Annotated in this window: 24 protein-coding genes and 1 tRNA gene; 13 read left to right on the top strand and 12 right to left on the bottom strand. The window is 61.5% G+C overall.

Annotated elements, in window-relative coordinates; all coding sequences use genetic code 11:
• The first annotated feature begins 6 nt into the window (after positions 1-6).
• Positions 7-1,620: a methyl-accepting chemotaxis protein gene (locus tag KI612_RS00345; RefSeq protein ID WP_226441842.1), complete on the top strand. Its 1,614-nt coding sequence runs from the start codon at positions 7-9 to the stop codon at positions 1,618-1,620.
• Here the strand turns inward: KI612_RS00345 and KI612_RS00340 are convergent.
• Positions 1,617-1,907, bottom strand: coding sequence for a helix-hairpin-helix domain-containing protein (locus tag KI612_RS00340; RefSeq protein WP_226441841.1), 291 nt, complete (start codon positions 1,905-1,907; stop codon positions 1,617-1,619). The genes KI612_RS00345 and KI612_RS00340 overlap by 4 nt on opposite strands.
• 4 nt (positions 1,908-1,911) lie before the next feature.
• Positions 1,912-3,087 carry a M20 aminoacylase family protein gene (locus KI612_RS00335; RefSeq protein ID WP_226441840.1) on the bottom strand — a complete coding sequence of 392 codons (1,176 nt, stop codon included), beginning with the start codon at positions 3,085-3,087 and terminating at the stop codon, positions 1,912-1,914.
• Between the two features lie 71 nt (positions 3,088-3,158).
• Here KI612_RS00335 and rapZ point away from each other — a divergent pair, with 71 nt between their 5' ends.
• From rapZ to KI612_RS00310, 5 genes are all read left to right on the top strand, one after another.
• The gene (gene rapZ, locus KI612_RS00330; protein WP_226441839.1) at positions 3,159-4,001 is read left to right on the top strand and encodes an RNase adapter RapZ; all 843 of its coding nucleotides are present in this window, start codon (positions 3,159-3,161) and stop codon (positions 3,999-4,001) included.
• Between the two features lie 37 nt (positions 4,002-4,038).
• The gene (locus KI612_RS00325) at positions 4,039-4,413 is read left to right on the top strand and encodes a NusG domain II-containing protein (RefSeq protein WP_226441838.1); all 375 of its coding nucleotides are present in this window, start codon (positions 4,039-4,041) and stop codon (positions 4,411-4,413) included.
• 106 nt (positions 4,414-4,519) lie between these two features.
• On the top strand, positions 4,520-5,038 hold the full coding sequence (locus tag KI612_RS00320; protein ID WP_226441837.1) for a Gx transporter family protein: 519 nt from the start codon (positions 4,520-4,522) through the stop codon (positions 5,036-5,038).
• Entirely contained in the window at positions 5,038-5,643 is a 606-nt protein-coding gene (locus tag KI612_RS00315; RefSeq protein WP_226441836.1) for a flavin prenyltransferase UbiX, read from the top strand. Before KI612_RS00320 ends, KI612_RS00315 begins: the two co-directional genes overlap by 1 nt.
• The gene (locus tag KI612_RS00310) at positions 5,640-6,275 is read left to right on the top strand and encodes an LON peptidase substrate-binding domain-containing protein (RefSeq protein WP_319002966.1); all 636 of its coding nucleotides are present in this window, start codon (positions 5,640-5,642) and stop codon (positions 6,273-6,275) included. The genes KI612_RS00315 and KI612_RS00310 overlap by 4 nt, the downstream gene beginning before the upstream one ends.
• 49 nt (positions 6,276-6,324) lie before the next feature.
• Here KI612_RS00310 and KI612_RS00305 read toward each other — a convergent pair whose 3' ends face one another.
• Entirely contained in the window at positions 6,325-7,908 is a 1,584-nt protein-coding gene (locus tag KI612_RS00305; RefSeq protein ID WP_226441835.1) for a tetratricopeptide repeat protein, read from the bottom strand.
• A gap of 368 nt (positions 7,909-8,276) precedes the next feature.
• Here KI612_RS00305 and KI612_RS00300 point away from each other — a divergent pair, with 368 nt between their 5' ends.
• Complete coding sequence (locus KI612_RS00300; RefSeq protein ID WP_226441834.1) at positions 8,277-8,423, top strand: hypothetical protein; 147 nt, start codon at positions 8,277-8,279, stop codon at positions 8,421-8,423.
• Positions 8,424-9,030: 607 nt separating this feature from the next.
• Here KI612_RS00300 and ltrA read toward each other — a convergent pair.
• From ltrA to KI612_RS00285, 3 genes are all read right to left on the bottom strand, one after another.
• Complete coding sequence (gene ltrA, locus KI612_RS00295) at positions 9,031-10,701, bottom strand: group II intron reverse transcriptase/maturase (protein ID WP_226441833.1); 1,671 nt, start codon at positions 10,699-10,701, stop codon at positions 9,031-9,033.
• Positions 10,702-10,718: 17 nt separating this feature from the next.
• Positions 10,719-10,793: transfer RNA gene (locus KI612_RS00290), tRNA-Gly, on the bottom strand.
• Between the two features lie 967 nt (positions 10,794-11,760).
• Positions 11,761-12,252, bottom strand: coding sequence for a flavin reductase family protein (locus tag KI612_RS00285; protein ID WP_226441832.1), 492 nt, complete (start codon positions 12,250-12,252; stop codon positions 11,761-11,763).
• A 62-nt stretch (positions 12,253-12,314) separates the two neighbouring features.
• On the opposite strand from KI612_RS00285, the gene mutY reads away from it, so the two are divergent.
• Complete coding sequence (gene mutY / locus KI612_RS00280; protein ID WP_226441831.1) at positions 12,315-13,352, top strand: A/G-specific adenine glycosylase; 1,038 nt, start codon at positions 12,315-12,317, stop codon at positions 13,350-13,352.
• Here the strand turns inward: mutY and KI612_RS00275 are convergent.
• From KI612_RS00275 to KI612_RS00265, 3 genes are read right to left on the bottom strand one after another with little or no spacing between them, the layout of a single operon-like run.
• Positions 13,324-14,544 carry an HD-GYP domain-containing protein gene (locus KI612_RS00275; protein WP_226441830.1) on the bottom strand — a complete coding sequence of 407 codons (1,221 nt, stop codon included), beginning with the start codon at positions 14,542-14,544 and terminating at the stop codon, positions 13,324-13,326. The two genes, mutY and KI612_RS00275, sit on opposite strands and share 29 nt — an antisense overlap.
• A 13-nt stretch (positions 14,545-14,557) precedes the next feature.
• Positions 14,558-15,160 (bottom strand): hypothetical protein, encoded by a 603-nt coding sequence (locus KI612_RS00270; protein ID WP_226441829.1) that lies wholly within the window; start codon positions 15,158-15,160, stop codon positions 14,558-14,560.
• On the bottom strand, positions 15,124-16,329 hold the full coding sequence (locus tag KI612_RS00265; RefSeq protein WP_226441828.1) for an HD-GYP domain-containing protein: 1,206 nt from the start codon (positions 16,327-16,329) through the stop codon (positions 15,124-15,126). The genes KI612_RS00270 and KI612_RS00265 overlap by 37 nt, the downstream gene beginning before the upstream one ends.
• Before the next feature lie 41 nt (positions 16,330-16,370).
• Here KI612_RS00265 and KI612_RS00260 point away from each other — a divergent pair, with 41 nt between their 5' ends.
• The 4 genes from KI612_RS00260 (at position 16,371) to KI612_RS00245 (ending at position 21,326) form a co-directional block, all read left to right on the top strand.
• Positions 16,371-18,278, top strand: a complete 1,908-nt coding sequence (locus tag KI612_RS00260; protein ID WP_226441827.1) for an ATP-binding cassette domain-containing protein — start codon at positions 16,371-16,373, stop codon at positions 18,276-18,278.
• A gap of 881 nt (positions 18,279-19,159) precedes the next feature.
• Complete coding sequence (gene thrH, locus KI612_RS00255) at positions 19,160-19,768, top strand: bifunctional phosphoserine phosphatase/homoserine phosphotransferase ThrH (protein WP_226441826.1); 609 nt, start codon at positions 19,160-19,162, stop codon at positions 19,766-19,768.
• Between the two features lie 147 nt (positions 19,769-19,915).
• Positions 19,916-20,779, top strand: coding sequence for a formyltetrahydrofolate deformylase (gene purU / locus KI612_RS00250; RefSeq protein WP_226441825.1), 864 nt, complete (start codon positions 19,916-19,918; stop codon positions 20,777-20,779).
• A gap of 4 nt (positions 20,780-20,783) precedes the next feature.
• A complete protein-coding gene (locus tag KI612_RS00245; RefSeq protein WP_226441824.1) occupies positions 20,784-21,326 on the top strand; it encodes a hydrolase in 543 nt (180 codons plus the stop codon).
• A 163-nt stretch (positions 21,327-21,489) separates the two neighbouring features.
• Here KI612_RS00245 and KI612_RS00240 read toward each other — a convergent pair whose 3' ends face one another.
• The 3 genes from KI612_RS00240 to KI612_RS00230 all read right to left on the bottom strand — a co-directional run bounded on the left by KI612_RS00240 (position 21,490) and on the right by KI612_RS00230 (position 24,196).
• On the bottom strand, positions 21,490-22,980 hold the full coding sequence (locus KI612_RS00240; RefSeq protein WP_226441823.1) for an ammonium transporter: 1,491 nt from the start codon (positions 22,978-22,980) through the stop codon (positions 21,490-21,492).
• A 12-nt stretch (positions 22,981-22,992) separates the two neighbouring features.
• The gene (glnK, locus tag KI612_RS00235; protein ID WP_226441822.1) at positions 22,993-23,331 is read right to left on the bottom strand and encodes a P-II family nitrogen regulator; all 339 of its coding nucleotides are present in this window, start codon (positions 23,329-23,331) and stop codon (positions 22,993-22,995) included.
• An 82-nt stretch (positions 23,332-23,413) separates the two neighbouring features.
• Positions 23,414-24,196 carry a TorF family putative porin gene (locus tag KI612_RS00230; protein WP_226441821.1) on the bottom strand — a complete coding sequence of 261 codons (783 nt, stop codon included), beginning with the start codon at positions 24,194-24,196 and terminating at the stop codon, positions 23,414-23,416.
• A gap of 246 nt (positions 24,197-24,442) precedes the next feature.
• On the opposite strand from KI612_RS00230, the gene KI612_RS00225 reads away from it, so the two are divergent.
• Positions 24,443-24,682, top strand: coding sequence for an accessory factor UbiK family protein (locus KI612_RS00225; RefSeq protein ID WP_226441820.1), 240 nt, complete (start codon positions 24,443-24,445; stop codon positions 24,680-24,682).
• Positions 24,683-24,685 lie beyond the last annotated feature (3 nt).

Raw genomic sequence — 24,685 nt, 5'->3', positions numbered from 1 at the left:
TTTGCCATGAGTTTCCGTAACCGGCTGCTGCTCGGCATGACACTGATCATGGCCGCCTTCATCACTGCCATTGTCGTCGCCTACGGCGGCCTGCGCTCCTCCTCCACCCAGTTCGGGGCCTTTCTCGACGGGGTCGGCAGCCTCAATCAGGGTTACCGCGAAATGTATGCGCAAGGCCTGCAGATGGGTCAGGCATTGCGCAATATCGTGCTCGACCCGGCCAATCCGAAAGCCTTCGAAAATCTCGAAAAGGCGCGCAAGGATTTCGCCGCGGCGCGCGATACGGCCAGCCGGGCCGCCGCCACCGTCGACGGCTTCGCCAGTTCGGTGAGCCGTCTGGAACCACTCGCCAGCGCCCAGGCCGATGCCCAGAAAGTGGTCATGGAAGCGCTCAGGAGTGGGCGTCTTGACGAAGCCAAAACCCTGATCAACAGTAAGGAAACGCCAGCCTGGCGCGCCCTCAAGAAAGCCCTGCTCGATGATATCGAGACGCTGCAGAAGCTCACCGAAACCCATCGCAGCGAAGTCACCAGCCAGATCGAACGCGAGCAGAAAATCATCCTCGGCCTTGCCCTGCTCGCCGTGGCGATCGGTATCGGCAGCGTCGTCACGACGCTCGCCTATGTCCGCCGCGAACTCGGGGGCGAGCCGGCTTACGCCCGCCAGGTAGCCAATGCCGTGGCAACCGGCGACCTGACCCAGCCGATCAGCCTGCTGGGCAACGACCGCGACAGCCTGCTCGCCGCCCTCGCCGCCATGCAGGAACACCTGCGCCAGCTGGTCGGCACCCTGTCCGGCCACGCCCGTGATGTAGACCAGACCGCCCGCCAGGTCGCCGATGCCACCGATCTGGTCGCCGCCGGCAGTACGCAACAACTGCAACTGGCCAGCGCCATGGTCGGCAATACAGAAAACCTGACCGGCAGCCTGCACGACGTAATGAGCGCCGTCAGCGAAGCCGAGCGCATCGTTGCCGAATCGGGCAGCATCTCGGACAGCGGTGCCGCCCTGGCCGGTAAAACAGCGCTCGAAACCGAAGCGATGGCCGAGTCGGTACGCGCGACCGCCAGCCATATCCAGGAACTCGGCGCCCAGTCGGTGCAGATCAACTCGATTCTCGGCGTCATTTCCGAAATTGCCAGCCAGACCAACCTGCTCGCCCTCAATGCCGCCATTGAAGCCGCCCGCGCCGGCGAACAGGGGCGCGGCTTTGCCGTGGTGGCCGATGAGGTGCGCAAGCTGGCCGAGCGCACGACGCAATCGACCGCCGAAATTTCCGCCATGGTCGACCGCATCCGCAACGGCACCCAGCGCGCCGTCGAAGGCATGGAATCAGGATTGCTGCAGGTCGGCCATAGCGTCGAACTGTCGCATCAGGCGCGCGAGGCCTTCAATCGCATGAACGCCAGCTCGCTCGAAGTCAGCCAGGTCGTGCAACGCATTTCGCAGGCGATTGATGTCGAAAGTCAGACCGAACGAGCCATCCTGTCGCATGTCGAACAGGTGCAGGCTTTGATCGAGCAGAACGACCGGGCAATGCGCGACGTGGTCGGCTCGGCCGGCCGCCTGAAAAACGTCTCGGGCGCCCTCGGCCAGTCGGTTGCCCGCTTCCGGGTTTAACCGGAAGCCAAGCGGCGCTTGCGCTCGGCGCTGTATGCCCACCAGGGCTGCGCCGCTTCGCCGGCCATGAAGCGCGTGATCGAGATGAAGACATCGATCACGCAAGGGTCGTGTCGGTGCCCGGTCACGGCGCAAAGCTGCGCATACATGGCGTAGGGGTCGCGCCCGGCAAGATCAGCCGGCGCAGCGATGCCGATCAGGCGCAGATCGGCGGCGCAGGCCGGACCAATATTGGGCAAATCGGTCAGTTGACCGAGCCGGCACCGGTCGACCTTCGCCGGATGCATGTTTTCAGGCCTTGGGCATGGCCTGTTGCACCAGGCGCACCCAGTAGCTGACCCCGAGCGTCAGCAGTTCGTCGTTGAAATCGTAGTGCGGATTGTGCAGCGTGCAGCCACCGGTGCCCGGCCCGTTGCCGAGCCAGACGTAGCAGCCCGGCTTTTCGCGCAGCATGTAAGCGAAGTCCTCGGCACCCATCGATGGCAGGATGTCAGTGAGCACACGCTCTTGTCCAAACACAGATCGGGCAACGTCCTGACAGAATTTTGCCTCGGCCGGACTGTTGACCGTCGGCGGATAGCGATGATCGAAATGCACCGAGATCTGCGCGCCGTTGGCTGCGGCAATGCCGCTGCACAAGCGCTCGATGGCGCGCTCGACACCCTCCTGCACCTCGGGCTTGAAACTGCGGATGGTGCCACGCAGGACCACCTCTTCCGGAATGATGTTCCAGGCCTCGCCGGCATGGAATTGCGTGACGCTGACCACGGCCGACTCGCAGGGATGCAGCGTGCGGCTGACCACGGTCTGCAGCGCCTGCACCAGTTGCGCGCCGGCGACGATGGAGTCGACCCCCTGATGCGGCATCGCGGCATGGCAACCGTGCCCGCGCACGAAAATCTCGAAGGCACAGGTACCGGCCATCACCGGGCCCGGCATCGCCATCATCTCGCCGACCGGAATGCCCGGCCAGTTGTGCAGGCCGAACACCGCCTCGACCGGAAAACGCTCGAACAGGCCGTCCTCGATCATCACCGCAGCCCCGCCTTCCGACTCCTCGGCCGGCTGGAAGATGAACACGGCGGTGCCGTCAAAGTCGGGATTTGCTGCGAGATAGCGCGCCGCGCCGAGCAGCATCGCGGTATGCCCGTCGTGGCCGCAGGCGTGCATCTTGCCCTGGTGTTTCGAATGATGCGGAAACTCGTTGAGTTCGCAGAGCGGCAGTGCGTCCATGTCGGCACGCAGGCCGATCATCCTGGCCGATGTACCGGCGCGCAATACGCCGACGACGCCGGTCCTGGCGATGCCGCGATGCACTAGCAGGCCGTAACGTTCGAGTTCGCGGGCGACCAGTTCGGAGGTCCGATTCTCGTCGAAGGCCAGCTCCGGATGGGCGTGGATGTCGCGCCGCTGGGCGGTCAACTCGGCAAGAAAGGGCAATTCGAGCAGGGGAAGGGTCGGGGGCATGAGCATCTCCTTGTTTATTTCTATTATGCCGCGGGTTGCCGGGCCGCGCCGCGTTGATTATGCTCTGGCTGATGGAACTCATTCTCATCAGCGGCCTTTCCGGCTCCGGCAAGTCGGTCGCCCTGCACCTGCTCGAAGATGCCGGCTACTACTGCGTCGACAACCTGCCGGTGTCGATGCTGACGGTCTTGGTCGGCATGCTCAAGGAAGAACAGATCGCCAAGGTGGCGGTTGCCATCGATGCCCGCTCCGGGCATGGCATCGAACTTCTGCCGGAAAAGCTGCAAAAGCTGACCGAAAGCGGAACGCGCCACAATTTCCTGTTCCTGCACGCCAATCAGGAGACGCTGCTCAAGCGCTACTCCGAATCGCGCCGCCGTCATCCGCTGGCCACCGCCGACCAGACGCTGGAAGAAGCGATCCGCGCCGAGCGCGACATGCTGACGCCGATTTCCGATCTCGGTCACCGCATCGACACCAGCGGCCTGAAAGCCAATGCCCTGCGCGAATGGGTGCGCCAGTTCATCGAAGCCGAACCCGGCCAGGGCCTGACCCTGATGTTCGAATCCTTCGGTTTCAAGCACGGCCTGCCCCTTGATGCCGATCTCGTCTTCGACGTGCGCTGCCTGCCCAACCCGCATTACGACACCGAACTGCGCCCGCTCACCGGGCGTGACCAGCCGGTCATCGACTTTCTCGAGGGCGAAACGGAAGTCCGCCGCATGCGCGACGACATCAGCCGCTTCGTCAGCAACTGGCTGCCCGCCTACATCCGCGACAACCGCAATTACCTGACCGTGGCCATCGGCTGCACCGGCGGCCAGCATCGTTCGGTCTACATCGCCGAATGGCTGGGCCGCCAGTTTGCCCGGCAGGCCCGCGTCCTCGTCCGCCACCGTACGCTGGCCGGCTGAGCGGCCTTTCCTTGCCTGCCTGCCCTTACCTGCCGTCATGCACTGGCTGAACCTGCTCCGCCCCGGCGACTGGCTGGTCATGCTGCTCGGCGCCGTGGCCGTCGGCGGCAGCATTCCGCTCTTCTGGCAGGGCGGCATGGCCGAGCGCGCGATCATTCGCCAGGAGGGTCAGATCTTTGCCGAAGTCGATCTGCGCAGCCGCAAACAATTCGAGGTCAGCGGCCCGCTCGGCACGACGCTGATCGCCGTCGAACCCGGCCGTGCCCGCGTTGTTTCCGATCCCGGACCGCGCCAATATTGTGTCAAGCAGGGCTGGCTGATGCGCCCCGGCGAAATCGCCATCTGCGCCCCGAACCGCGTCAGCGTCCAGATTGCCGGCAGGACCAAGGTCTATGACTCGATCAGTTACTGAGCGCGAGCCTGGCGCAGCCGCTGCCATTCAAGACGAGGCGAGCGGGACAGGCAATACTCACGGCCAAGGTACAGCGTGGCAAGGAGACCTCGGGCCACGCCACGGGATGACTCAAATCGCGGTCACCGCCGAAGACCGTCGTGTCGCCTGGCTGGCCACGGCGGCGGTCGGCCTGTCGCTGGTCGATGCGGCGATCCCGTCGCCGCTGCCCGGCGTCAAGCCCGGCCTGGCCAATATCGTCACCCTTGTCGTGCTCGCGCGCTACGGCTGGGGTACGGCGGTCTGGGTCAGCGGCCTGCGCGTGCTGGCCGGCAGCCTGCTGCTCGGCTACTTCCTCGCGCCCGGCTTCTTCCTGTCGCTGACCGGCACGACGCTCAGCCTGCTCACGCTCGGCCTCGCCCGGCACCTGCCGCAACGCTGGTTCGGCCCGGTCAGCCTGTCGATTCTTGCCGCCTTCGCGCATATCGGCGGCCAGCTGCTGCTCGCCCGCGTCTGGCTGATCCCGCACGACGGCGTATTCCTGCTCACCCCAGTCTTTGCCGGCGCGGCGCTGGTCTTCGGCACCATCAACGGCCTGATCGCGGCTAAACTGCTGGCTGAACCCGCCCCACCGGAAGTCCGCTAATGCCCAAGACCATCTGCCTTGCCCTGACCGGCGCCTCCGGCATGCCCTACGGCCTGCGCCTGCTGGAATGCCTGCTCAACGCCGGCTGCCAGGTGCAGTTGCTCTACTCGCAGGCCTCCCAGGTCGTCGCGCGGCAGGAACTGGATTTCGAACTGCCGTCACGACCGAGCGAGGCCAAGGCTGCCCTGCTCGCCCGCTTTCCAGCGGTCGACGCCGAAAAACTGGCCGTTTTCGGCCGCGAGGAATGGTTCGCGCCGGTCGCCTCCGGTTCCAACCCGCCCGACGCCATGGTCGTCTGCCCCTGCTCGATGGGCACGCTGGCCGCCATCGCCCAGGGCCTGGCCGACAATCTGATCGAACGCGCCGCCGACGTCGTCCTGAAGGAAGGCCGCAAGCTGGTGCTGGTTCCACGTGAAACGCCGTTCTCGGCCATCCACCTCGAAAACATGCTGCGCCTGTCACGCGCCGGCGCCGTCATCCTGCCGCCCAGCCCCGGCTTCTACCATCACCCGCAAAGCGTGCAGGACATCGTCGACTTCGTCGTCGCCCGCGTCCTCGACCAGATCGGCGTGCCGCACACCTTGATGCAACGCTGGGGCGAATGATGGGCTGGTTTGACTTTTCCCGCACGCCGTCCGGCCCCGTCGTCGAAACCATGGACATTCCGCTCTTCCCGCTGCAGACCGTGCTTTTCCCGGGCAGCGTGTTGCCGCTGAAGATTTTCGAGCAGCGCTATCTCGACATGGCCGCCGCCTGCATGAAGGAAAACAAGCCCTTCGGCATCTGCCTGATCGCCAGCGGCGAGGAAACCGGTCCGGCCGCCGAGCCGCACCCGGTCGGCACGCTGGCCGAGATCGGCGACTGGGAAATGGAACAGCTCGGCATCCTGCAGATCACCGCGCGCGGCGGGCGCCGCTTCCGCATCCTGGAAAAACGCCTGGGCGCTGCCCAGTTGCAGGAAGCGCGCGTCGAGATCATTGCCGACAACGGCCCGCTCGCCATGCCGGCCGAACGCCAGCGCCTGCTGCCGCTGCTGCGCCGCGTGGTCGGCGACCTCGGTCCGGAGCGCATGCCGGAGCCGCATCATTTCGATGACGCAGAATGGGTCGGCTACCGCATCACCGAGATCCTGCCCGTCCAGAACCTCGCCAAGCAGAAGCTGCTCGAACTCGAAGACCCGCTCGCCCGTCTCGAAATCCTGGAAAAATTCCTCGACCAGCGCAAGCTGCTCGGCTGACAGCAAAATCGCTGCTTTTTAGCGGTCGACCGCTAAAAACGGGCAATTTTCAGGCGATCTGTCTCGCGCGCAAGAAATCCTGCAGGGCCGCCGCGACCTCAGCCACCGGACTCGCCCAGTCGCCGCGCTGCGTCTGCCAGAACAGGCGCAGGGACGGATACCACGGGCTGTCGCTCTGCCCTTTCTGCCAGCGCCAGTCGGACTTGTAGGCGGGGAGCAGCACCCAGCACGGCACACCGAGCGCACCGGCGAGATGGGCGACCGAGGTATCGACCGTGACCAGGAGGTCGAGCCCGGCCAGCGCCGCCGCCGTATCGGCAAAATCGCCAAGCTGCGGCCCGAGATCAACCAGCGGCTGGCCGGCGGGAAGCGGCGGCAATTCGAGCGGACTCTTCTGCAGGCTGAAGAAGCGCACGCCGGCAATCGCCCACAACGGCGCCAGCGTCTCCAGACCGGGCAACGAGCGATCGGCATCGTTGCTGTGCAGCGGGTTGCCGCGCCAGACAACCCCCACGCGCAGGCCATCGCCTGCCAACAGCGGCGCGAAGCGCTCGTGCCGCTGCGGATCGGCGAACAGGTAGGGCGTTGTCGCAGGTAGCGTCGCCAGCGTCGTGCCGGCGTGCAAGGGCAAACTGAGCAGGAAGACCCAGTAATCGTGCGCGGCAAGATACGGCGCCGCCTCGCCCAGTTCAAGCACGACATCCGGCCCGGCCAGCGTCTGCAGCAAGGCCTTCTGCGCCGCCCGGCAGACCAGGGTCAGGCGCGCCGGCCCTTGGTCCTTCAGCCAGGCGAGATAGCGCACGAACTGGATCTCGTCGCCCATCCCCTGCTCCGGCAGCACGACGATGGACTTGCCGGCCAGCGGCTCGCCCTGCCATTGCGGGCAAGGCGGCAAATGCACGGCCGGGCCGCTGCCCGCCTCGACATAGACCTGCTGCCGGCTTTCGTAAAGCGGCCAGCCCTCCGCCAGACGCCCCTGCATGAGCAACAACTGGGCAAGATTCATCCGCCCCTGCAGATAGTCCGGCTGCAGACGCAAGGCCTCGCGAAAACTCGCCTCGGCCTCTGCCTCGCGCCCGGTATCGACAAGCAGTACGCCAAGATTCGAATGCGCCGTGGCAAACGCCGGATCGAGCCGGATCGCCATCCGGTAGAGACTTTCCGCCTCCGTCTCGCGCCCGGTGCGGGCCAGCAGCGCGGCCAGGTTGGAATGAATCTCGGCCGAATCGGGTGCCAACGCCATGGCCTGCCGCTGGTGAGTCTCCGCCGCATCCAGACGCCCGGATTTTTCCAGCAGCAAACCGAGATTGGCATGCAGGTTGGCATCGTCCGGCAGCAGTTCCAGCGCCTGGCGATAAGCCACCTCGGCCGCCTCCGGTTGGCCAAGCCGCTCGCGCGCCAGGGCCAGACTGTTCAGCGCATGCACCGCCGCCGGATTGGCGGCAAACAGTGCCGACCAGCAATCGGCGGCATCAGCGTCGTCACCCAGACGCTCCGCACAGGTCGCGGCGATTTCAAGCAATTCGGGATGCGTCGGCGCCAGGGCCAGCCCCATCCGCGCCGTGCGCAAAACCGCCGCATCGTCGCCCTGCAGGAACTGCAACTCGGCAATTTCGAGAAAGGGGTTGTTCATTCGGGTTCCGGGGCGGTCGACGGGCGAAAAGACGAGGAAATGCCTGGATGAGGATGAGCGACTACTTTGGCTTGCCTGACGTGACAACGCTTGCTGCTCATCACTTCTCCTTTTTGCCTAAGTTTAAAGGTTGCGAGCGTCTAGATGTTGGGGGGACTCACCCCAGGAAATACGGTGCGCGTATCTCAGTGTTCACGCGTTACGTTAGCCGCAAAGACATTCCAAGGACCGTCGCTTTCCTGCGGTTTGCAAGGGCTTCTCTAGCGAATCGGAAGGTTTCAAAAATAACAACTTGGTCAGCCCATAAAAATGCTGGCTTACACGGCAAGATCATCGCAATCACTTAAGCAAAGAAAGGAAATCCAACCATGAAATTTGACATTGACACCTCCCTGATCACCCAATTTTTGGATCTACTGAAGACCCCGCATATTGCCGCAATGGTTGAAATACTTGGAATCCTTTGGATTATTAGCCGGATTGTTATTGCTTGCCTAAAGGTAACCAAGGAATAGAAACGGTGATGATTAAGCACATTTTTTGGATCTGGCCAAGTTGCAGATATCGCCTTCTGCTGGGGAAGGACATCCCCCTGCGGGATGAAGAAAGAGTAAGACAAACTCTGCTTACCAGAACACAGGTGGGTAGTTTTCAAATGTGCAATTACGCCCTATTTCTAAATCAGGACGGTTCTCCAAATTCTCTCTTTTTAACGAGATCAGCATGAAAACAGACAAGCAATCCAGTCCCGTTATCCTCGCCCTGATCGATGCGATAAAACAACCGCATGTGACTCAACTTCTTGCAATCATCCTGACCTGGCTCGCTTGCAAGTAATGCCGGAAAAGTCTTCATCCTCACATTTACGGTCGCCACCGGCTGCCTATTGTTTTCAGCCTATTCAGCAAAACCAGAAATCGACCAGAAAACAAAAAAGCCAACCGTGTTTGGCTGGCTTCCGTCAACAGATCAACGACCTGCGAGAATTCTATGTGGAGCGGGCGATGGGAATCGAACCCACGGCTCTAGGCGGGTAAGGGGATTATCTCACGATAATCCCCTCCCCTAAGAACCGTACGTGCAAGTTTCCCCGCATACGGCTCAAGCAACCCATAAGCACCCCTATTTGAACATCGAGGCACCGGCAGCAACTCCGGTTTTCTCCAGAACGTGGTGTTGCATATGGCAATTCGGATGTAGCAGGACCAGATTGGTCAGCTTGTCCGAACCTCGCTGAGATCGTTTGATTATGTGGTGAAGATGCCACCCAGTTTCTCTCGTGATCTTCTGATTGCAGATGGGGCATTCACCTTCCTGCCACCACCACAACCAGCGAAGCTTGCGTCGTCCTTCGAGCGTCTTGTCCATTCGCTTTGCAAGCCGTTTGGAAAAGTAGCTGTCGTACGCTGGATCATATGGATTTGCTTCCCCCATGATCTTGATATGGGGCCTTTTCAGGTATCCCGCCAAGACCGGTAGTAACTTGTCCTGATCCGCAAAAAGCCAGTCACGCCCCTTGAGGCATTTGAAGTAACGCTGTTTGATCCACCGCTTTCCCTTGTTCGGGTGACGGCGGCACGCCCAGCGCCACAATGCTTGCCAGATTTGATGGTCGCACCTTGCAAACGTCCGGGATGCCATTTGACTTCGATGATAGTTAGCCCACCCCCTGATTACCGGGGTCAGCTTTTCGATCACCTCAATCTGTCTGGCAGCTTTTCTTTCCCGCAACAGACTGCGGATTTTCCCCAGAAACGCCTTGATATTCTTTTTCGACGGCTGAGTGACCAGCATTCGATTGAACATCCTGACATTCCACCCCAAGAAGTCGAACCCCTCCGTCACATGCGTGATTTTGGTCTTCTTCTCCGAGAGGATGAGGCCCCGAGTGGCTAGGAATTTCTCCACCAAGGGTTTGACCTTCTCTTCCAGATACTCTTTCGAGCTACCCGTAATGATGAAGTCGTCCGCATAACGCACCAGATTGACCTTTGCCGCACGTGCATCCCGCACTGTTCGGAACAGTGTGGTCAACTCATGCTGCAGGCCGTCCAGTGCCAAGTTCGCCAAAACCGGGGAAATGATGCCTCCCTGTGGCGTACCTGCTTGCGTTGGGAATAGCCTTCCCGTTTCGATGAAACCTGCTTTCAACCACTTCCGAAGGATGCCCTTGTCCATGCAGACATTGGCAACCAGCCAGTCATGACTGATGTTGTCAAAACAGCCTTTGATGTCTCCTTCCAGCACCCATTTCGGGGAAGCTTTCCGGCCCAGCACGTTTCGCACTTGTTCGATGGCATCTGCCGTCGAACGCTCACGTCGGAATCCGTAGGAATGATGATCGCCAGTTGTTTCAGCGACAGGCTCCAGCGCCAGTAAATGCAGCGCTTGCATCGCCCGATCACGCATGGTGGGTATGCCCAGAGGGCGTTTTTCACCGTTTGCTTTCGGAATGTAGATGCGACGTAGCGGTAACGGCTTGTATCTCTTGTTGCCAAGATCAACGACCGCTTTCCACTTCGCTTCCGGCGTATCCCAGGTTTGTTGATCCACACCTGGAGTTTTCCGGCCTTGATTCTCCGTGACCCGCCGAACTGCCAGCGCTTTTGCGCCGCTCGATTTAGTCAGGAGTCTCTGCAAGGTGCGAACCTTCCGCCACTCCCCTGCTTTTGCTGCCTTCGCAATACGTGTCTGTAACCTCGCGACAACTTGATAAGCTTTGACCCATTGAATCTCGTGCCAAGACTGCCAAGCCGTAGAGGCGACATCGCAATTGAACTGCGTTGCGTCCATATCAACCTCCGGTTGTATGGAGCGGGCGAAGGGAGTCGAACCCTCGTCTCTTGCTTGGGAAGCAAGGGTAATAGCCGTTATACGACGCCCGCTCTGAACCTTTGGAGGAAGACGCAACTTTTCCCCGGTCGGGGATTGTAGCATCAACCCCCTCGGGTTAGCGATTACACAGACCCTTCTCACGAAGAGTCACCAGATGGAAGTCAGCACGCTTTCACGTCAGGGCAATCGTTTCATCCCCTATCCTGCCCATTACAGGCAGACATTCGCTTTTTCCATCCTCCTCTACCTGCTCAGGTAAAACGACCCTTGCGGGGCGTCTTGTTCTCAAACACGTAAGCGATAACGTTCCCAAACCAGACTCTCGTCTGGCCGGGGTGTTATGGATTGCCTAATTGTTAAAGAACGCCTAATCAGGCTTACTGCGTTCCGAGCAAGTAACAGAACTGGGAAGGCCCCGCTTTTCCACCGGTGATGCCATGTCAGCGTGTCCCCACCAAGCAGGAGGACAACCGATCACGTGCCTTTTGGCAGAGCCCGATACAACAAGTTGCTTTTGGCTCATCAAGCTTGACGGTGTTTAACAGCGATTCACTTACGTTGGCCATCCAGCCCAGCCTAGCGCCTCAATCGGATGCAACTTCCGATATCACGCCAGAACCCCTCGCGGGGTATGGCGTACCCCTAAAGGTGGCTACATTGTCAGAGCGCTTAGCACCTCACCGTTACCAGTGACGCACTGCTCCTAGGCTACGGGGTGCTGAAACCCCGGTGCTGTCTATTTTCTTGCCCCTGCTACTCCATTGTCTCCAACGGACGATCACAGGCCCTTATAGATAGCAGCACAATTACTTGTTCGGCATTCACCGACAAGGAACCCACCCGGGCGGGTGGATATAGCGAGTCAAGATTTGTCAGAATTAAGCGTCTGACTGGGGACTCGTAAACCTTGCGATTCGCATCGCACGCTTGGGAAGCTAGGGTATTACCATTATACGACGCCCGCTCTGGGTGACTGGCCGCCATTCTATGCGCAGAAGGCGGTCGGTTCAATCTTTCTCAGGAGTCGGCGAGCGTGCGGTACTGGCCGGCGTGGAAAAGCAGCGGGGCGAGTTCGCTGGCCTGGGCGTAACGTTCGACGCGACCGATGAAGATGGTGTGGTCGCCGCCGGCGGTTTGCGTTGCGTTGGCAACTTCGAAAGTCGCGCAGCAGCCGGGGAAAACCGGGGCGCCGCCAGCGCCGGCTTGCCAGTCGATACCGACGAAGCGGTCGGCCGGCCAAGTGGCGAAACGGTTGGAGAGATCCTTCTGGTCAACCGACAGGATGTTGATCGCGTGATGGCTGGCGCGCTGGAAGGCGGCCAGGTTGTGCGAGCCGTTGTCGAGGCACCAGAGGACAAGCGCCGGGTCGAGCGAGACGGCGGAGAAGGAATTGACGGTCAGCCCGATGGGGTGGCCATCCGGATCGATGGCGGTAACGATGGCGATACCGGTGGCAAATTGCCCGAGGGCGTTGCGCAGGGCGCGGGTATCGGTTTGAGCTTGAGACATCGGGGGGTCCGGCGGGAAAAGGCCGTATTATCCGTGCTCCCGCCCCCTACGTCGAGGCAGAATTGGCCGTTCCGCATTCCTTCACCACCCGCCTGATCGCCTGGCAGAAAGTCGCCGGGCGCCATGACCTGCCCTGGCAGAACACGCGCGATCCTTACCGCATCTGGCTTTCCGAGATCATGCTGCAGCAGACGCAGGTGGCGACGGTGATTCCCTATTACCAACGTTTTCTCGCCAGCTTTCCCGATGTCGCCGCCCTCGCCGCCGCGCCGATCGAGGCGGTGATCGAGCACTGGGCCGGGCTGGGTTATTACGCCCGGGCGCGCAACCTGCATCGCTGTGCGCAGCAGATCGTAGCGGTCCACGCCGGAAAATTCCCGAAAACCAGCGAGCAACTGGTGGAATTGCCTGGTATCGGCCGGTCGACCGCTGCGGCGGTGGCCGCCTTTGCCTTCGGGCAGCGCGCCGCGATTCTCGACGGCAACGTCAAGCGCGTGCTGTGCCGGCATTTCGGCATCGACGGTTTTCCCGGCGTGGCGCCGGTCGACCGTGCGCTCTGGCAACTCGCCGAGTCGCTGCTGCCGGAAACTGATATCGAAGCCTACACGCAGGGCCTGATGGATCTCGGCGCGACGCTATGCACGCGCGGCCGGCCGCGTTGTGGCTACTGCCCGCTTGCCGCCGAATGCGTCGCCTGCCGCGACGGGCGTCAGGGCGAACTGCCGCAGGCCAAGCCGCGCAAGGCCGTGCCCGAGCGCAGCAGCAGTTTCGTACTGATCAGCGACGGCCAGCGCCTGTTGCTCGAAAGACGCCCGCCGAGCGGCTTGTGGGGCGGCCTGCTGGTGCCGCCCGAAGGCGAGCCGGCCGGCGTGCTCGCCCGCCTAGGTCTGCAAGTTACCGGGCAACGCGAACTGGCACCGTTCAAGCATGTGTTCACGCATTTTCGCCTGACGCTGCAGCCGGTGCTGTGCGAGGTGGCGACGAATCAGGTCTGCGCCGAGCCGGGCCTGGAGTGGGTGGAAATCGCCAAGGCTGCCGACGCCGGCGTGCCGACGCCGATCCGCAAGCTGATCAGGCAGGTTGCCAGCGCAGCGGACTGAGTCCCCAGCGCTCGTAGTTTTCGGCGCGCACGATCTGGCCGTAGTGATTGCCGATCTTGCGCGACAGGTCGACCTCGACCGGCGCCACATACTGCCGGCGCCCGGCGTGGAAGATGACGCGGACCAGCGGGCTGAGCAGATTGTCCTGGTGCAGCTCGTCGACCACCGCGAGATGGCCGCTTTCCAGCAAGACCAGCGTTCCGACCGGATAGACGCCGACCGTGCGGACAAAGGCGGAAACCAGGGTCGGGTCGAACTGCGTGCCGCCCTGTTCGAAGAGTTGGCGCAGCACCAGCGCCGGCGACATGGCCTGGCGATAGGGACGATCCGAAGTCATCGCGTCGTAGGTATCGACAATCGCCGCCATGCGCCCGGCGGCGGAAATTTCGTCGCCGGCCATACGATAGGGATAGCCGCAGCCGTTGTAGCGCTCGTGGTGTTCAAGCACGACGGCGACCGAGGTCTCGGACAGGCGCGAGGTCGCCTCGAGCACGGCCAGGCCTTCCTCGACATGGCTCTTGACGGTCGAATACTCGGCCTGCGACAGCATGCCGGGCTTGGTGATCAGGGTTTCGTCGAGCGCCGCCTGGCCGATGTCCTTGAGCATGGTGCCGATCGCCAGCTTCTCGATTTCCGGGTCGGGCAGGCCTTGCTGCAGGCCGAGCGCGATGATCAGGCCGGCGGTGGCGACGGCATGGTCGGCAGCGTAGGCATCACGGGTTTTCAGGCGGGCCAGCGGCACCAGCGCATCGGGATTGCGCCGGATCGACTCCATCATTTTGCCGACCAGCGGCTCAAGGCGCGCCGCATCGACCTCGCGACCGATCTGGGCAGCAATCATCAGCTCGTTGAGCATGCTGCCGGCGTCGCTGAGCAAACGTGCAGCGCGGCGCCGCTCTTCGCCCAGCGAGACCTGGCGCGGCCCGGGGGCAAAGCGCTCGGCCAGCGACAGGAACTTGCGCTCGAACTCCGTCGAACCCCGTTCCGGCGGCGGTGGCGGCGGCGGAACATCGATGCCGCGGCCGAGATCGATACTGACTTCCTCGATGCCTTCGTAGACCAGCTTCTGGACATGCGCTTCGTCGCGGATCATGAAGCGGCGCTGCCAGATGTTGTGCTCCAGCCAATGCTTGTGCAGATCCACGACATACATGCCGGGCAACAACTGGCGGATCGGAATTTTGCGGATCATCAATGCGGCTCGCCTACTGCCCCGATGCTTCGGCCGCCCGTCGCGCCGCCTTGTCCATCTTTTCGGCAACCCGGGCCGCATGCTCCTGCTGCTTGCGGCGCTGCTTGGCAGCGTCTTCGGCCTTGCGCCGGGCACCTTCCTCGGCCTTCTTTTCCTTGTCGGCGCGGATTGCTGTTTCGCGGCTTGCCGCTTCGTCACGTAGTGCGGCGGTTTCTGCCTGACGTGCCTGCAGCTCAGCGGCACGTTTGGGCGCCTCGGTACGCTGCTGGCGGTCGCGTTCGCTCAATTGTTCTTTCTTGACCTGACGTTCGATGGCGCTGCCTTCGTTTTCCAGCAGGCGGGCCTGGCGGGATACCGCCATGTACTCCTCACGACTTTCGTTCAGGCAGCTATTAACGAAAAACCGGTGCTCGCACTCGGCATTTTTCTGCGCCTGCACGCGCGCTGCCTCGGCCTGGCGCTGCTTGCCTTCGGCCTGCAGGGCAGCCGCCTTGTCGAGACGCGCCTTCCAGTCCTGCTGCAAGGCCGGATCAACCGCCTCTTCCGCCAGCGCTGGAGTCGCCAGACAAGCGAGGCTGATCAGGCAGGCAGCCAGTGATAGGGATCGATATTCCATTTTTCGTAATTCTCAAAACTGGCGATGCTGTCCTGAACCTTGGAGATATCCACGGTTTCGGGCGGGATGTAGTGCTTCTGGCCGGCGTGGTAAAAAATGCGCACCACCGGTTCGAGCAGGTTACCTTCATTCTGCTCGACGACGACGCCGAGCCGCTTGCTTTCGAGCTGGACCAGGGTACCGGTCGGATAGACGCCGATGGCACGGATGAAGGTTTTGACCAGCTGCGGGTCGAAGTGGTGGTTGCTCCACTCGAGCAGCTTCTTCAGCGCCTGCGGCGGTGGCATGCCCTTGTGATAGACGCGCTCCGATGAAATGGCGTCATAGACATCGACAATCGCCGCCATCTGGCCGTACAGCGAGATTTTTTCGCTGCCCAGGTGGCGCGGATAGCCGGTGCTGTCGAAACGTTCGTGGTGCTCGCCCACCACCTGCAAGGCAATCTTGCTGATACCGCCGCTTTGCTGCAGCAGGACAACACCCTGCACGACATGCGACTGCATCTTGGCGAACTCGGCGTCATCGAGCTTGCCCGGCTTGTTGAGAATATCGTCAGGGATGCAGGCCTTGCCGACATCGTGCAGCAGACCGCCCATCGCCAGTTCGCGAATGTCTTCCTTGCCCAGCTTCATGGCACGGCCAAAAGCGACGAGCAGCGCGCAGACGCTGACCGAGTGTTCGAAGGTGTAATCGTCGTGGTTCTTCAGGCGAGCCAGCGGCAGCAAGGCATCCTGGTTGCGGAAGATGGACTCGACGGTGCTCTCGACCAGCGGCGCCAGACGGTCGACCTCGATTTTTTGCCCTAAACGGACGTCTTCCATCAGGTTGCGCACGATCTTGTTGGCTTCGCCATGCAGGCGCCGGGCACGTGCAGTTTCTTCGCGCAACTCGACGACCACCGGCCGCTCCGACTTCTTGGCGGCGATTTCCTGCATGCGCTGCTCAAGCTCGGCATTGACCTCGCTCTGCGTGCGCGCCTCCCAGACATCGGCGCCCTTGACGGTATCGATGTAGAGCTCGCGGATGCCGAGTTCGATGATCTTGTTGACCGTCGCCTCGTCGCGCACCTTGAAAGTGCTGGAAACGAAGGGATGATCCAGCCAGCCACAATTCAGGTCGTGGATGTACATGCCCGGCTTGAGCTGTTCGGAGCGAATCTGCTTGATCATGCGCGGGATTTTAGCAGCCCGCCGCTATAATCTGCCGCCTCATGATTGCACTGCGCCAAGTCACCTTCGCCCGCGCCGGCCGCCCGCTGGTCATCGATGCTTCTGTCCAGATCCACCCCGGCTGGAAGGTCGGTGTCGTCGGCGCCAACGGCTGCGGCAAATCCAGCCTGTTCGCCCTGCTTGCCAACGAACTGCACGCCGAATCGGGCGATGTCGGAATCCCGGCCAGCTGGCACATCGCCCGCGTCGCCCAGGAAACCCCGGCCCTGCCCGATACGGCGCTCGAATTCGTGCTCGACGGCGACCTCGAACTGCGTCGTGTCGAACGCGAACTGGCCGCCGCCGAAGCGCGCGGCGACGGCGTCGCGATCGGCCACCTGCATGCCCGTTACGGCGAAATCGAAGGTTACTCGGCCAAGGCGCGCGCCGCCGAAATCCTGCACGGCCTCGGTTTCAAGGATGCCGACTTCACGCGCACGGTGGCCGAATTCTCCGGCGGCTGGCGCGTCCGCCTCAACCTGGCGCGCGCCCTGTCCTGCCGCGCCGACCTGCTGCTGCTCGACGAGCCGACCAACCACCTCGATCTCGACGCCGTGTTCTGGCTGGAAACCTGGCTCAAGAACACGCCGGCAACGCTGCTGCTGATTTCGCACGACCGCGACTTCCTCGATGCCGTGGTCGGCCAGATCCTCGCCATCGACCTGCAGCGCCTGACCCTGACCAGCGGCGGCTATTCCGACTACGAACGCGCCCGTGCCGCGCGCCTGGCAACGCAGCAATCGGCCTATGAAGCGCAGCAGCGCCAGATCGCCCACCTTTCCAGCTACATCGAGCGCTTCCGCGCCAAGGCGACCAAGGCGCGCCAGGCGCAGAGCCGGATCAAGACGCTGGAGCGCATGGAAATGGTCGCCGCGGCGCATGCCGACTCGCCCTTCCAGTTCAGCTTCCGGACGCCCAGTGCCCTGCCCGACCCGCTGCTGAGCATAGAAAAAGCCTCGGCCGGCTATGCCGACCACAAGATCCTCGACCATGTCTCGCTCGTGCTGCGCCCGGGCTGTCGCATCGGTCTGCTTGGCCGCAACGGCGCCGGCAAATCGACGCTGATCAAGCTGCTCGCCGGCGCCATCGAACAACAGGGCGGCGAGCGCAAGGAAGCCAAGGCGCTCAATATCGGCTATTTCGCGCAGCACCAGCTCGAACAGCTGCGCCCCGATGAATCGCCGCTGCAACACCTGGTCCGCCTCGAACCAACAACGCCGGAACAGGAACTGCGCGACTACATCGGCGGCTTCGACTTCCGCGGCGACATGGCAATGCGCGCCATCGAACCCTTCTCGGGCGGCGAAAAATCGCGCCTGGCGCTGGCCCTGCTCATCCGCACCAAGCCCAACCTGCTGCTGCTCGACGAACCGACCAACCACCTCGACCTCGAAATGCGCGAAGCCCTGACCTTCGCCATGCAGGACTTCGAAGGCGGCATGGTCTTCGTCTCGCACGACCGCCACCTGCTGCGCACCTGCGCCGACGAACTGATCCTCGTCGCCGACGGCAAAGCCAGCGAATTCGACGGCGACCTCGACGACTACGCCGCCTGGCTGGCCGCCCAGCGCAGCGCCGAACGCGCCGCCGAGCCGGAAATGGCGGCCGAGAAAAGCGAACGCCTGCAGTCACGGGCCGATGCCAAGGCGAACCGCCAAGCCATCCTCAGCCAGCGCCGGCCGCTGCTCAAGGAAATCGAGCAGCTCGAAAGGAAACTCGCCAAGTGGAACGAGGAAAAGGCAGCGCTGGAAACCGTGTTTGCCGATCCTGACTTCTACACATCGGTCGACCGTGTAAAAAGCGAAGAAATGCACAAGCAGGCGGCTTTGCTGGGCGAACAGATTGATGAAGCGGAGATGCGCTGGCTGGAGGTGCATGAGGCACTGGAGGGGTTGCCGGCGGTCGACTGACCTCCGGTTTTGCTCTTTTTTGGGCTTAGTCTCGGCTACGTTGGGTGCGATATGTGTTTTACGTGGGGGTTCCGCCTTTGCGGGGCGTCTCGGCTACGGAGAATGTTGTTCTTGTGTGGCGTGGGGGTTCCGCCTTGCGGGCGGGCGTACTTTCTTTTGCTTCGCCAAAAGAAAGTAGCCAAAGAAAAGGCGACCCCAGGCTACGCGGTCGGCGTTGCCGACTTCCCTGCGCTACTCGCTGCTGGCGGGGGCTGCGGAACTCGGCCCTGCGGGCCTCAGACAGTCCTCGCCCTCTTTCCGCCATCAGCTCCGTTGCTCGGCGCTCCACATGGGGACCCGGAAAAGCGTCGCCGCCGAACCGCTCAAAATGGTTTTGCCCTGTTTCAAGCGGTCGACCGCTAAAAAACACCCTTTTTGTTTTTTTTCTGGGCAGAGCCGTTGTTCCGAGACGCCTTTCGGGTCCCCCTGAGAGGCGCTGAGCAACGCAGGACGGCCGGGGGATTTCGGCTTGCGTCTGTCTGAGCCGCAGGCGAGTTTAGCAAGCCGCCCGGACGACCGAGTAGCGCAAGGAACCGGGCAACGCCCGGCGCCGACCCGGGGGTCGCCTTTTCTTTGGCTACTTTCTTTTGGCGAAGCAAAAGAAAGTACGCCCGCGCCGCCAGCGCGGAACCCAACGGTTCTGCAAGCAAAGCCCCCGCCAAGCAGGGGCAATACCCAACCGCCAAACGAAGACAACATTCCAATATCGGCAAGCCCCCCTCCTTACCCACCAAGGAAGCATCCTCACCGGTCAGCTCCCCCAAAAACCCCAAAACCAGCCGAATCCCATCCCTCATAAGGTAAAATCGCCCCCTTCCGAATACCTCCGCAGGAGCCAACCCGTGCAAATCGTCTGCCTTGACCTCGAAGGGGTCCTTGTTCCCGAAATCTGGATCGAATTCTCCAAGCGCACGGGCATTCCCGAGCTGATGCGCACGACGCGCGAAGAGCCGGATTACGACAAGCTCATGACCTACCGCCTGAACATCCTGCGCGAGCACAAGCTCGGTCTGCCGGATATCCAGAAGGTGATCGCCGAAATGGGCCCGATGCCGGGCGCGCGCGCCTTCCTCGACAAGCTGCGCGAGGATTACCAGGTCGTCATCCTGTCCGACACCTTCTACGAATTCGCGCATCCGCTGATGCGCCAGCTCGGCTGGCCGACGCTGTTCTGCCATTCGCTGGAAGCCGACACTTCCGGCATGCTGGTCGCCTACCACCTGCGCATGCCGAACCAGAAGCAGGAAGCGGTCAAGCGCTTCAAGGAACTGAACTTCACCATCGTCGCCGCCGGTGATTCCTACAACGACACGGCGATGCTCGGCGAAGCCCACGGCGGCATCCTGTTCCATCCGCCGGAAAACGTCATCCGCGAATTCCCGCAGTATCCGGTCGTCCTCAATTACGACGACCTGCGCAGCGAAATCGACAAGGCATTTGCTAGCTGCTAGTCGTTAGGATCGAGTTGCCTAGCAAGATCAAACCCGCTGGGTCCTCGATCCTAATACCCCAATCCTCAGTTTATTGCCTGAGATCCAGTGACCTAGCAAGACCAACCCCACTGGATCCTCGATCCTAATAGCTCGATCCTGAAAACCATGCATCGCGACCGTTTCTACACTCTTTCCGCTTCCTGCCCCGACCAGGTCGGCATCATCGCCCGCGTTTCCGGCTTCATCGCCGGCAATGGCGGCTGGATTCTCGAGTCGAGCTTCCACTCGGACGTGCTGAGCGGTCGCTATTTCATGCGCATCGAGATCAAGGCGGATTCGCTGCCCTGCCTGCTCGCCGAGTTCCGCGAGCGCTTCCGCACGGAAGTCGCCGAGCCCTTGTCGATGACCTGGCAAATCAACGACAGCGCCGTCAAGAAACGTGTCGTGGTCATGGTTTCCAAGCAGGAACACTGTCTCTACGACCTGCTGGCGCGCTGGCAGGCCAAGGAACTCGACATCGAGATCCCGTGTGTCATTTCGAACCACGATACTTTCCGCGGCTTCGTCGAATGGCATGGCATCCCCTTCCATCATGTGCCGGTCACCGCCGACAACAAGAAGGCGGCCTACGCCGAGATGCAGCGCATCTTTGCGGATGTGCATGGCGACACCATGGTGCTGGCGCGCTACATGCAGATTCTGTCGCCGGAATTGTGCGAGGCACTGGCCGGCAAGATCATCAATATCCATCACAGCTTCCTGCCCAGCTTTGCCGGCGCCAAGCCTTATCACCAGGCCTACGAGCGCGGCGTCAAACTGATCGGCGCGACCTGCCATTACGTGACGGCCGAACTCGATCAGGGACCGATCATCGAGCAGGACGTGATCCGCATCGATCACTCCGATTCGCCGGAAGACATGGTCCGTTACGGCAAGGACATCGAGAAGACCGTGCTCGCCCGCGGCCTGCGCTACCACCTGGAAGACCGGGTGCTGGTGCATGGCAACAAGACCATCGTCTTCCGCTGAGCCCATGCTGATCCGGCGCGAAGATTCGCTGCTGCTGGTCATCGACCTGCAGCAGAAGCTGGCGCCGGCGATTCATGACGGCGAGCGCGTCGTCGCCAATTCCGTTCGCCTGCTTGAAGCTGCCCGCCAGCTCGAGGTGCCGGCCTTCGTTTCCGAGCAATACGTACGCGGCCTGGGGCCCAGCCTCGAAGCCGTCCGCGCGGCGGCACACGACGCCCGTTTTTTCGAGAAAACGCATTTCTCCTGCACGGCCGAGCCCGGCGTGCTCGATCTGCTGCGCAGCGCGCAAAAACAGCAGGTCATCCTGACCGGCACCGAAACCCATGTCTGCGTGCTGCAGACTGCTTTCGGGCTGCTCGCGGCCGGCTTTGAAGTCTATCTGGTCGCCGATGCGGCCTCTTCGCGCACGCCGGAAAACCGCAGCGCCGCCATCGAGCGCCTGCGCGCCGGCGGAGTCGGCATCGTCACCACCGAGATGGTGCTTTTCGAGTGGCTGCACGCCGCCGACACCGAACAGTTCCGCGCCCTCCTCCCGCTGATCAAGTAAGTCCCTGCCTGGCGGTCGACGCCTGAAAAAAGGCAAAAACCGGAATTGCCGGCAAAAAAAACGGGCACCCGAAGGTGCCCGAAGGAGAGAGACTACAGAGATTTTCAGGCTTGCTCCTGGCAAGCTGGAGACCGGTCGCAGGACCAGCCTCCAAACAACGATCTTAGTGGTGGTAAGCGGTTTCGCCGTGCGAGGTGAGGTCAAGACCTTCACGCTCTTCGTCTTCCGGCACACGCAGACCGATAACGATATCGACCAGCTTGTAGGCAACCAGCGAGACCACGCCGGACCAGACGATCACGGTACCGACACCCCAGGCTTGCGAGATCAGCTGAGCAGTCATGTCGTAGGCACCAACAGCGTTGGCAACATAGTCATAGACACCCGTGCCGCCGAGAGCCGGATCAGCGAAGACACCGGTCAGCATGGCACCGAGGATGCCGCCGACGCCATGGACGCCGAAAACGTCGAGGGAGTCGTCAGCACCGAGAATCTTCTTCAGGCCATTGACGCCCCACAGGCAGACCACACCAGCCAGCAGGCCGATGATGATGGCGCCCATGACACCGACGAAGCCGGCAGCCGGGGTGATCGCAACCAGACCGGCAACGGCACCGGAAGCAGCACCCAGCATCGACGGCTTGCCCTTGAGCATCCATTCGGCAAACATCCAGGACAGCGCGGCAGCAGCCGTGGCAACCCAGGTATTGACCATGGCCAGAGCAGCACCACCGGAAGCTTCGAGAGCGGAGCCGGCGTTGAAACCGAACCAGCCGAACCACAGCAGGGAAGCACCGATCATCGTGAAGGTCAGGGAGTGCGGAGCCATCGAGACATTGCCCAGGCCGGTGCGCTTGCCAACCATGTAGGCACCGACCAGACCGGCAACAGCAGCGTTGATATGCACGACGGTACCGCCGGCGAAATCAAGTGCGCCCTTCTGGAACAGGAAGCCAGCGGTCTTGCCAGCAGCTTCGCCAGCAGCAGCATCGATGTAGGCATCAGGACCCGCCCAGTACCAGACCATGTGAGCCATCGGGATGTAGGACAGCGTGAACCAGATCACCATGAAGACCAGCACGGCAGCAAACTTGGCACGTTCGGCAAAGGCACCGACGATCAGGCCGCAGGTAATGGCGGCGAAGGCGCCCTGGAAGACCACGAAGGTCAGTTCGGAGATGGCGACACCCTTGGAGAAGGTCGCACCCAGCGAATCCGGCGTGACGCCCTTCAGGAAGAGCTTGTCGAGTACGCCAAAGAACTCGTTGCCTTCGGTGAAGGCTGCGGAGTAGCCATAAACCACCCAGAGCAGCGAGATCAGCGAGAAGGTCACGAAAACCTGCATCAGCACCGACAGCATGTTCTTGGTACGGACCAGACCGCCGTAGAACAGCGCCAGACCGGGAATGGACATCAGGATGACCAGCGCGGCACAAACCATGATCCAGCCGTTGTCGGCCTTGCTCAGGACCGGTGCGGCAGCAGGGGCAGCTTCAGCGGCAGGGGCAGCCTCGGCAGCCGGAGCTGCGGCGGCGGGAGCAGCAGCGGCCGGAGCCGTGACTGCTTCGGCCGGAGCGGCCTTTTCTTCAGCCCAGGTCGGCGCGGCAAAACCGACGGCGCCGAGCAGGGCGAGCATTGCAAATAGGCGTTTCATTGCGCGATCTCCTTACAGGGCATCGGTACCGGTTTCACCGGTACGGATACGAATGACTTGTTCGAGTTCGAAGACAAAAATCTTGCCGTCACCGATCTTGCCGGTGCTGGCGGATTTTTCGATGGCTTCGATGACCTGGTCGAGTTGCTCGCTCTTCACGGCAGCCTCGATTTTGACCTTCGGCAGGAAATCGACGACATATTCAGCACCCCGATACAGCTCGGTGTGCCCTTTTTGCCGGCCGAAACCCTTCACTTCAGTGACCGTGATGCCTTGCACGCCAATGGCGGAAAGCGCCTCACGCACTTCGTCAAGCTTGAACGGCTTGATGATGGCGGTAACGAATTTCATGAGTAGTTCCTCACAAGGGTTGATATTGGTTGCTTCCCCGCCAGCGCCGGCCGGGTCACCGGCGGGGAAGTTTTAAAGCGGATTAGAAAGTCTTGGTGATCGAGGCAGCAAGAACCTGCTTGCCGGCATTCTTGCCAGAGAAGTTGTAGTCGCCGTTCAGAAGCTTATGATCGGCATCGGTCGCGGTGTAAGCCAGACCAACCACAGCGAAGCCAAAGTCCTTGGTCACGCCCAGCTTGATGTCGTTGTAGCTGGCAAAACTGTTGTTCTTGACGTTCTGATGGCCAATGTGGGCGATCACATTCAGGGTTTCATCGATCGGATAGGTCATGGTCAGGTCGATGTAATCACTGCCCTTACTCTTGTTTTCGCTGCTCGTACCGCCCCAGCCGATGAAGCTGGTCAGTGCGCGGTTGTACTTCAGGGTGAAGTACTTCCAGGAGCCGGAAATGTAGGCTTCGGTCGTGTTGGCAGTAACCAATGCACCTGTGCTGGTAGTGAAATCACCCGGGTAGAAATAGCGAATGGCACCAACGTCATAGCTGAAGTCACCGATCGCGCCCTTGTACCCAGCGTAGAGGTCGAGTTCGATGTTGTTGTCTTTTTGATAGACGAAATCGCGACGATTCACCCATTCAATGGAAGAAGCCCAGGTACCGACATAAATACCGCTCGAGTGAGCATAATCGACACCACCCTGGATGGCGGGCTGATGCTGGCTCTGCGTAATACCGCGGAAAACGTAGTTGGTCACGGCGCCGATGTTGGCGGTGAAGGTATGCTCGGCCGGGGCAGCGGCTTCTTCAGCGAAAGCCGGAGCGGCGAAAGCACCAACCAGTGCCAGAGCGATCAGGGATTTTTTCATTATTTCTCTCCTACAGTACAGTTTGAATAGCATTGAATAAAAGATGTGCCGAACAGAAATAGCACGAGGCGTGCCAGGTGATTTTCTCAATAAAAATCATGCATTTGCAACTGGCATCAGGGAATCAGCACCAAGTTGACGCACCAAATTCGTGCGGTTACAGATTGTCACGCACCACATACGAGCGGCATTCCAAAATGAGTGCAACATGCGCTGTGATAAACTGGGATTCTACGGAGGAAAGTCATGCTAGACCCCAAAACCCTTGAAGATTTCGGCGCCAAAATCAGCGCGCTGCTCGCCAATTCACCCGCCCGGGATATTGAAAAGAATGCCAAGGCCGTAATCAGTGGCCTGCTCGGCAAGCTGGACCTGGTGACCCGCGAAGAGTTCGATGTGCAGGCCCAGGTGCTGGCCCGGACCCGCGAAAAGCTGAAAGAACTGGAAGCCCGCATCGAAGCGCTGGAAAAGGCAGGTCAGGCTTAAGAC

This window comes from Quatrionicoccus australiensis, assembly GCF_020510525.1.
Lineage (GTDB): Bacteria > Pseudomonadota > Gammaproteobacteria > Burkholderiales > Rhodocyclaceae > Azonexus > Azonexus australiensis_B.
The sequence above is the reverse complement of the archived record's forward strand: the minus strand, read 5'-3'. Positions and strand labels throughout refer to the sequence as shown.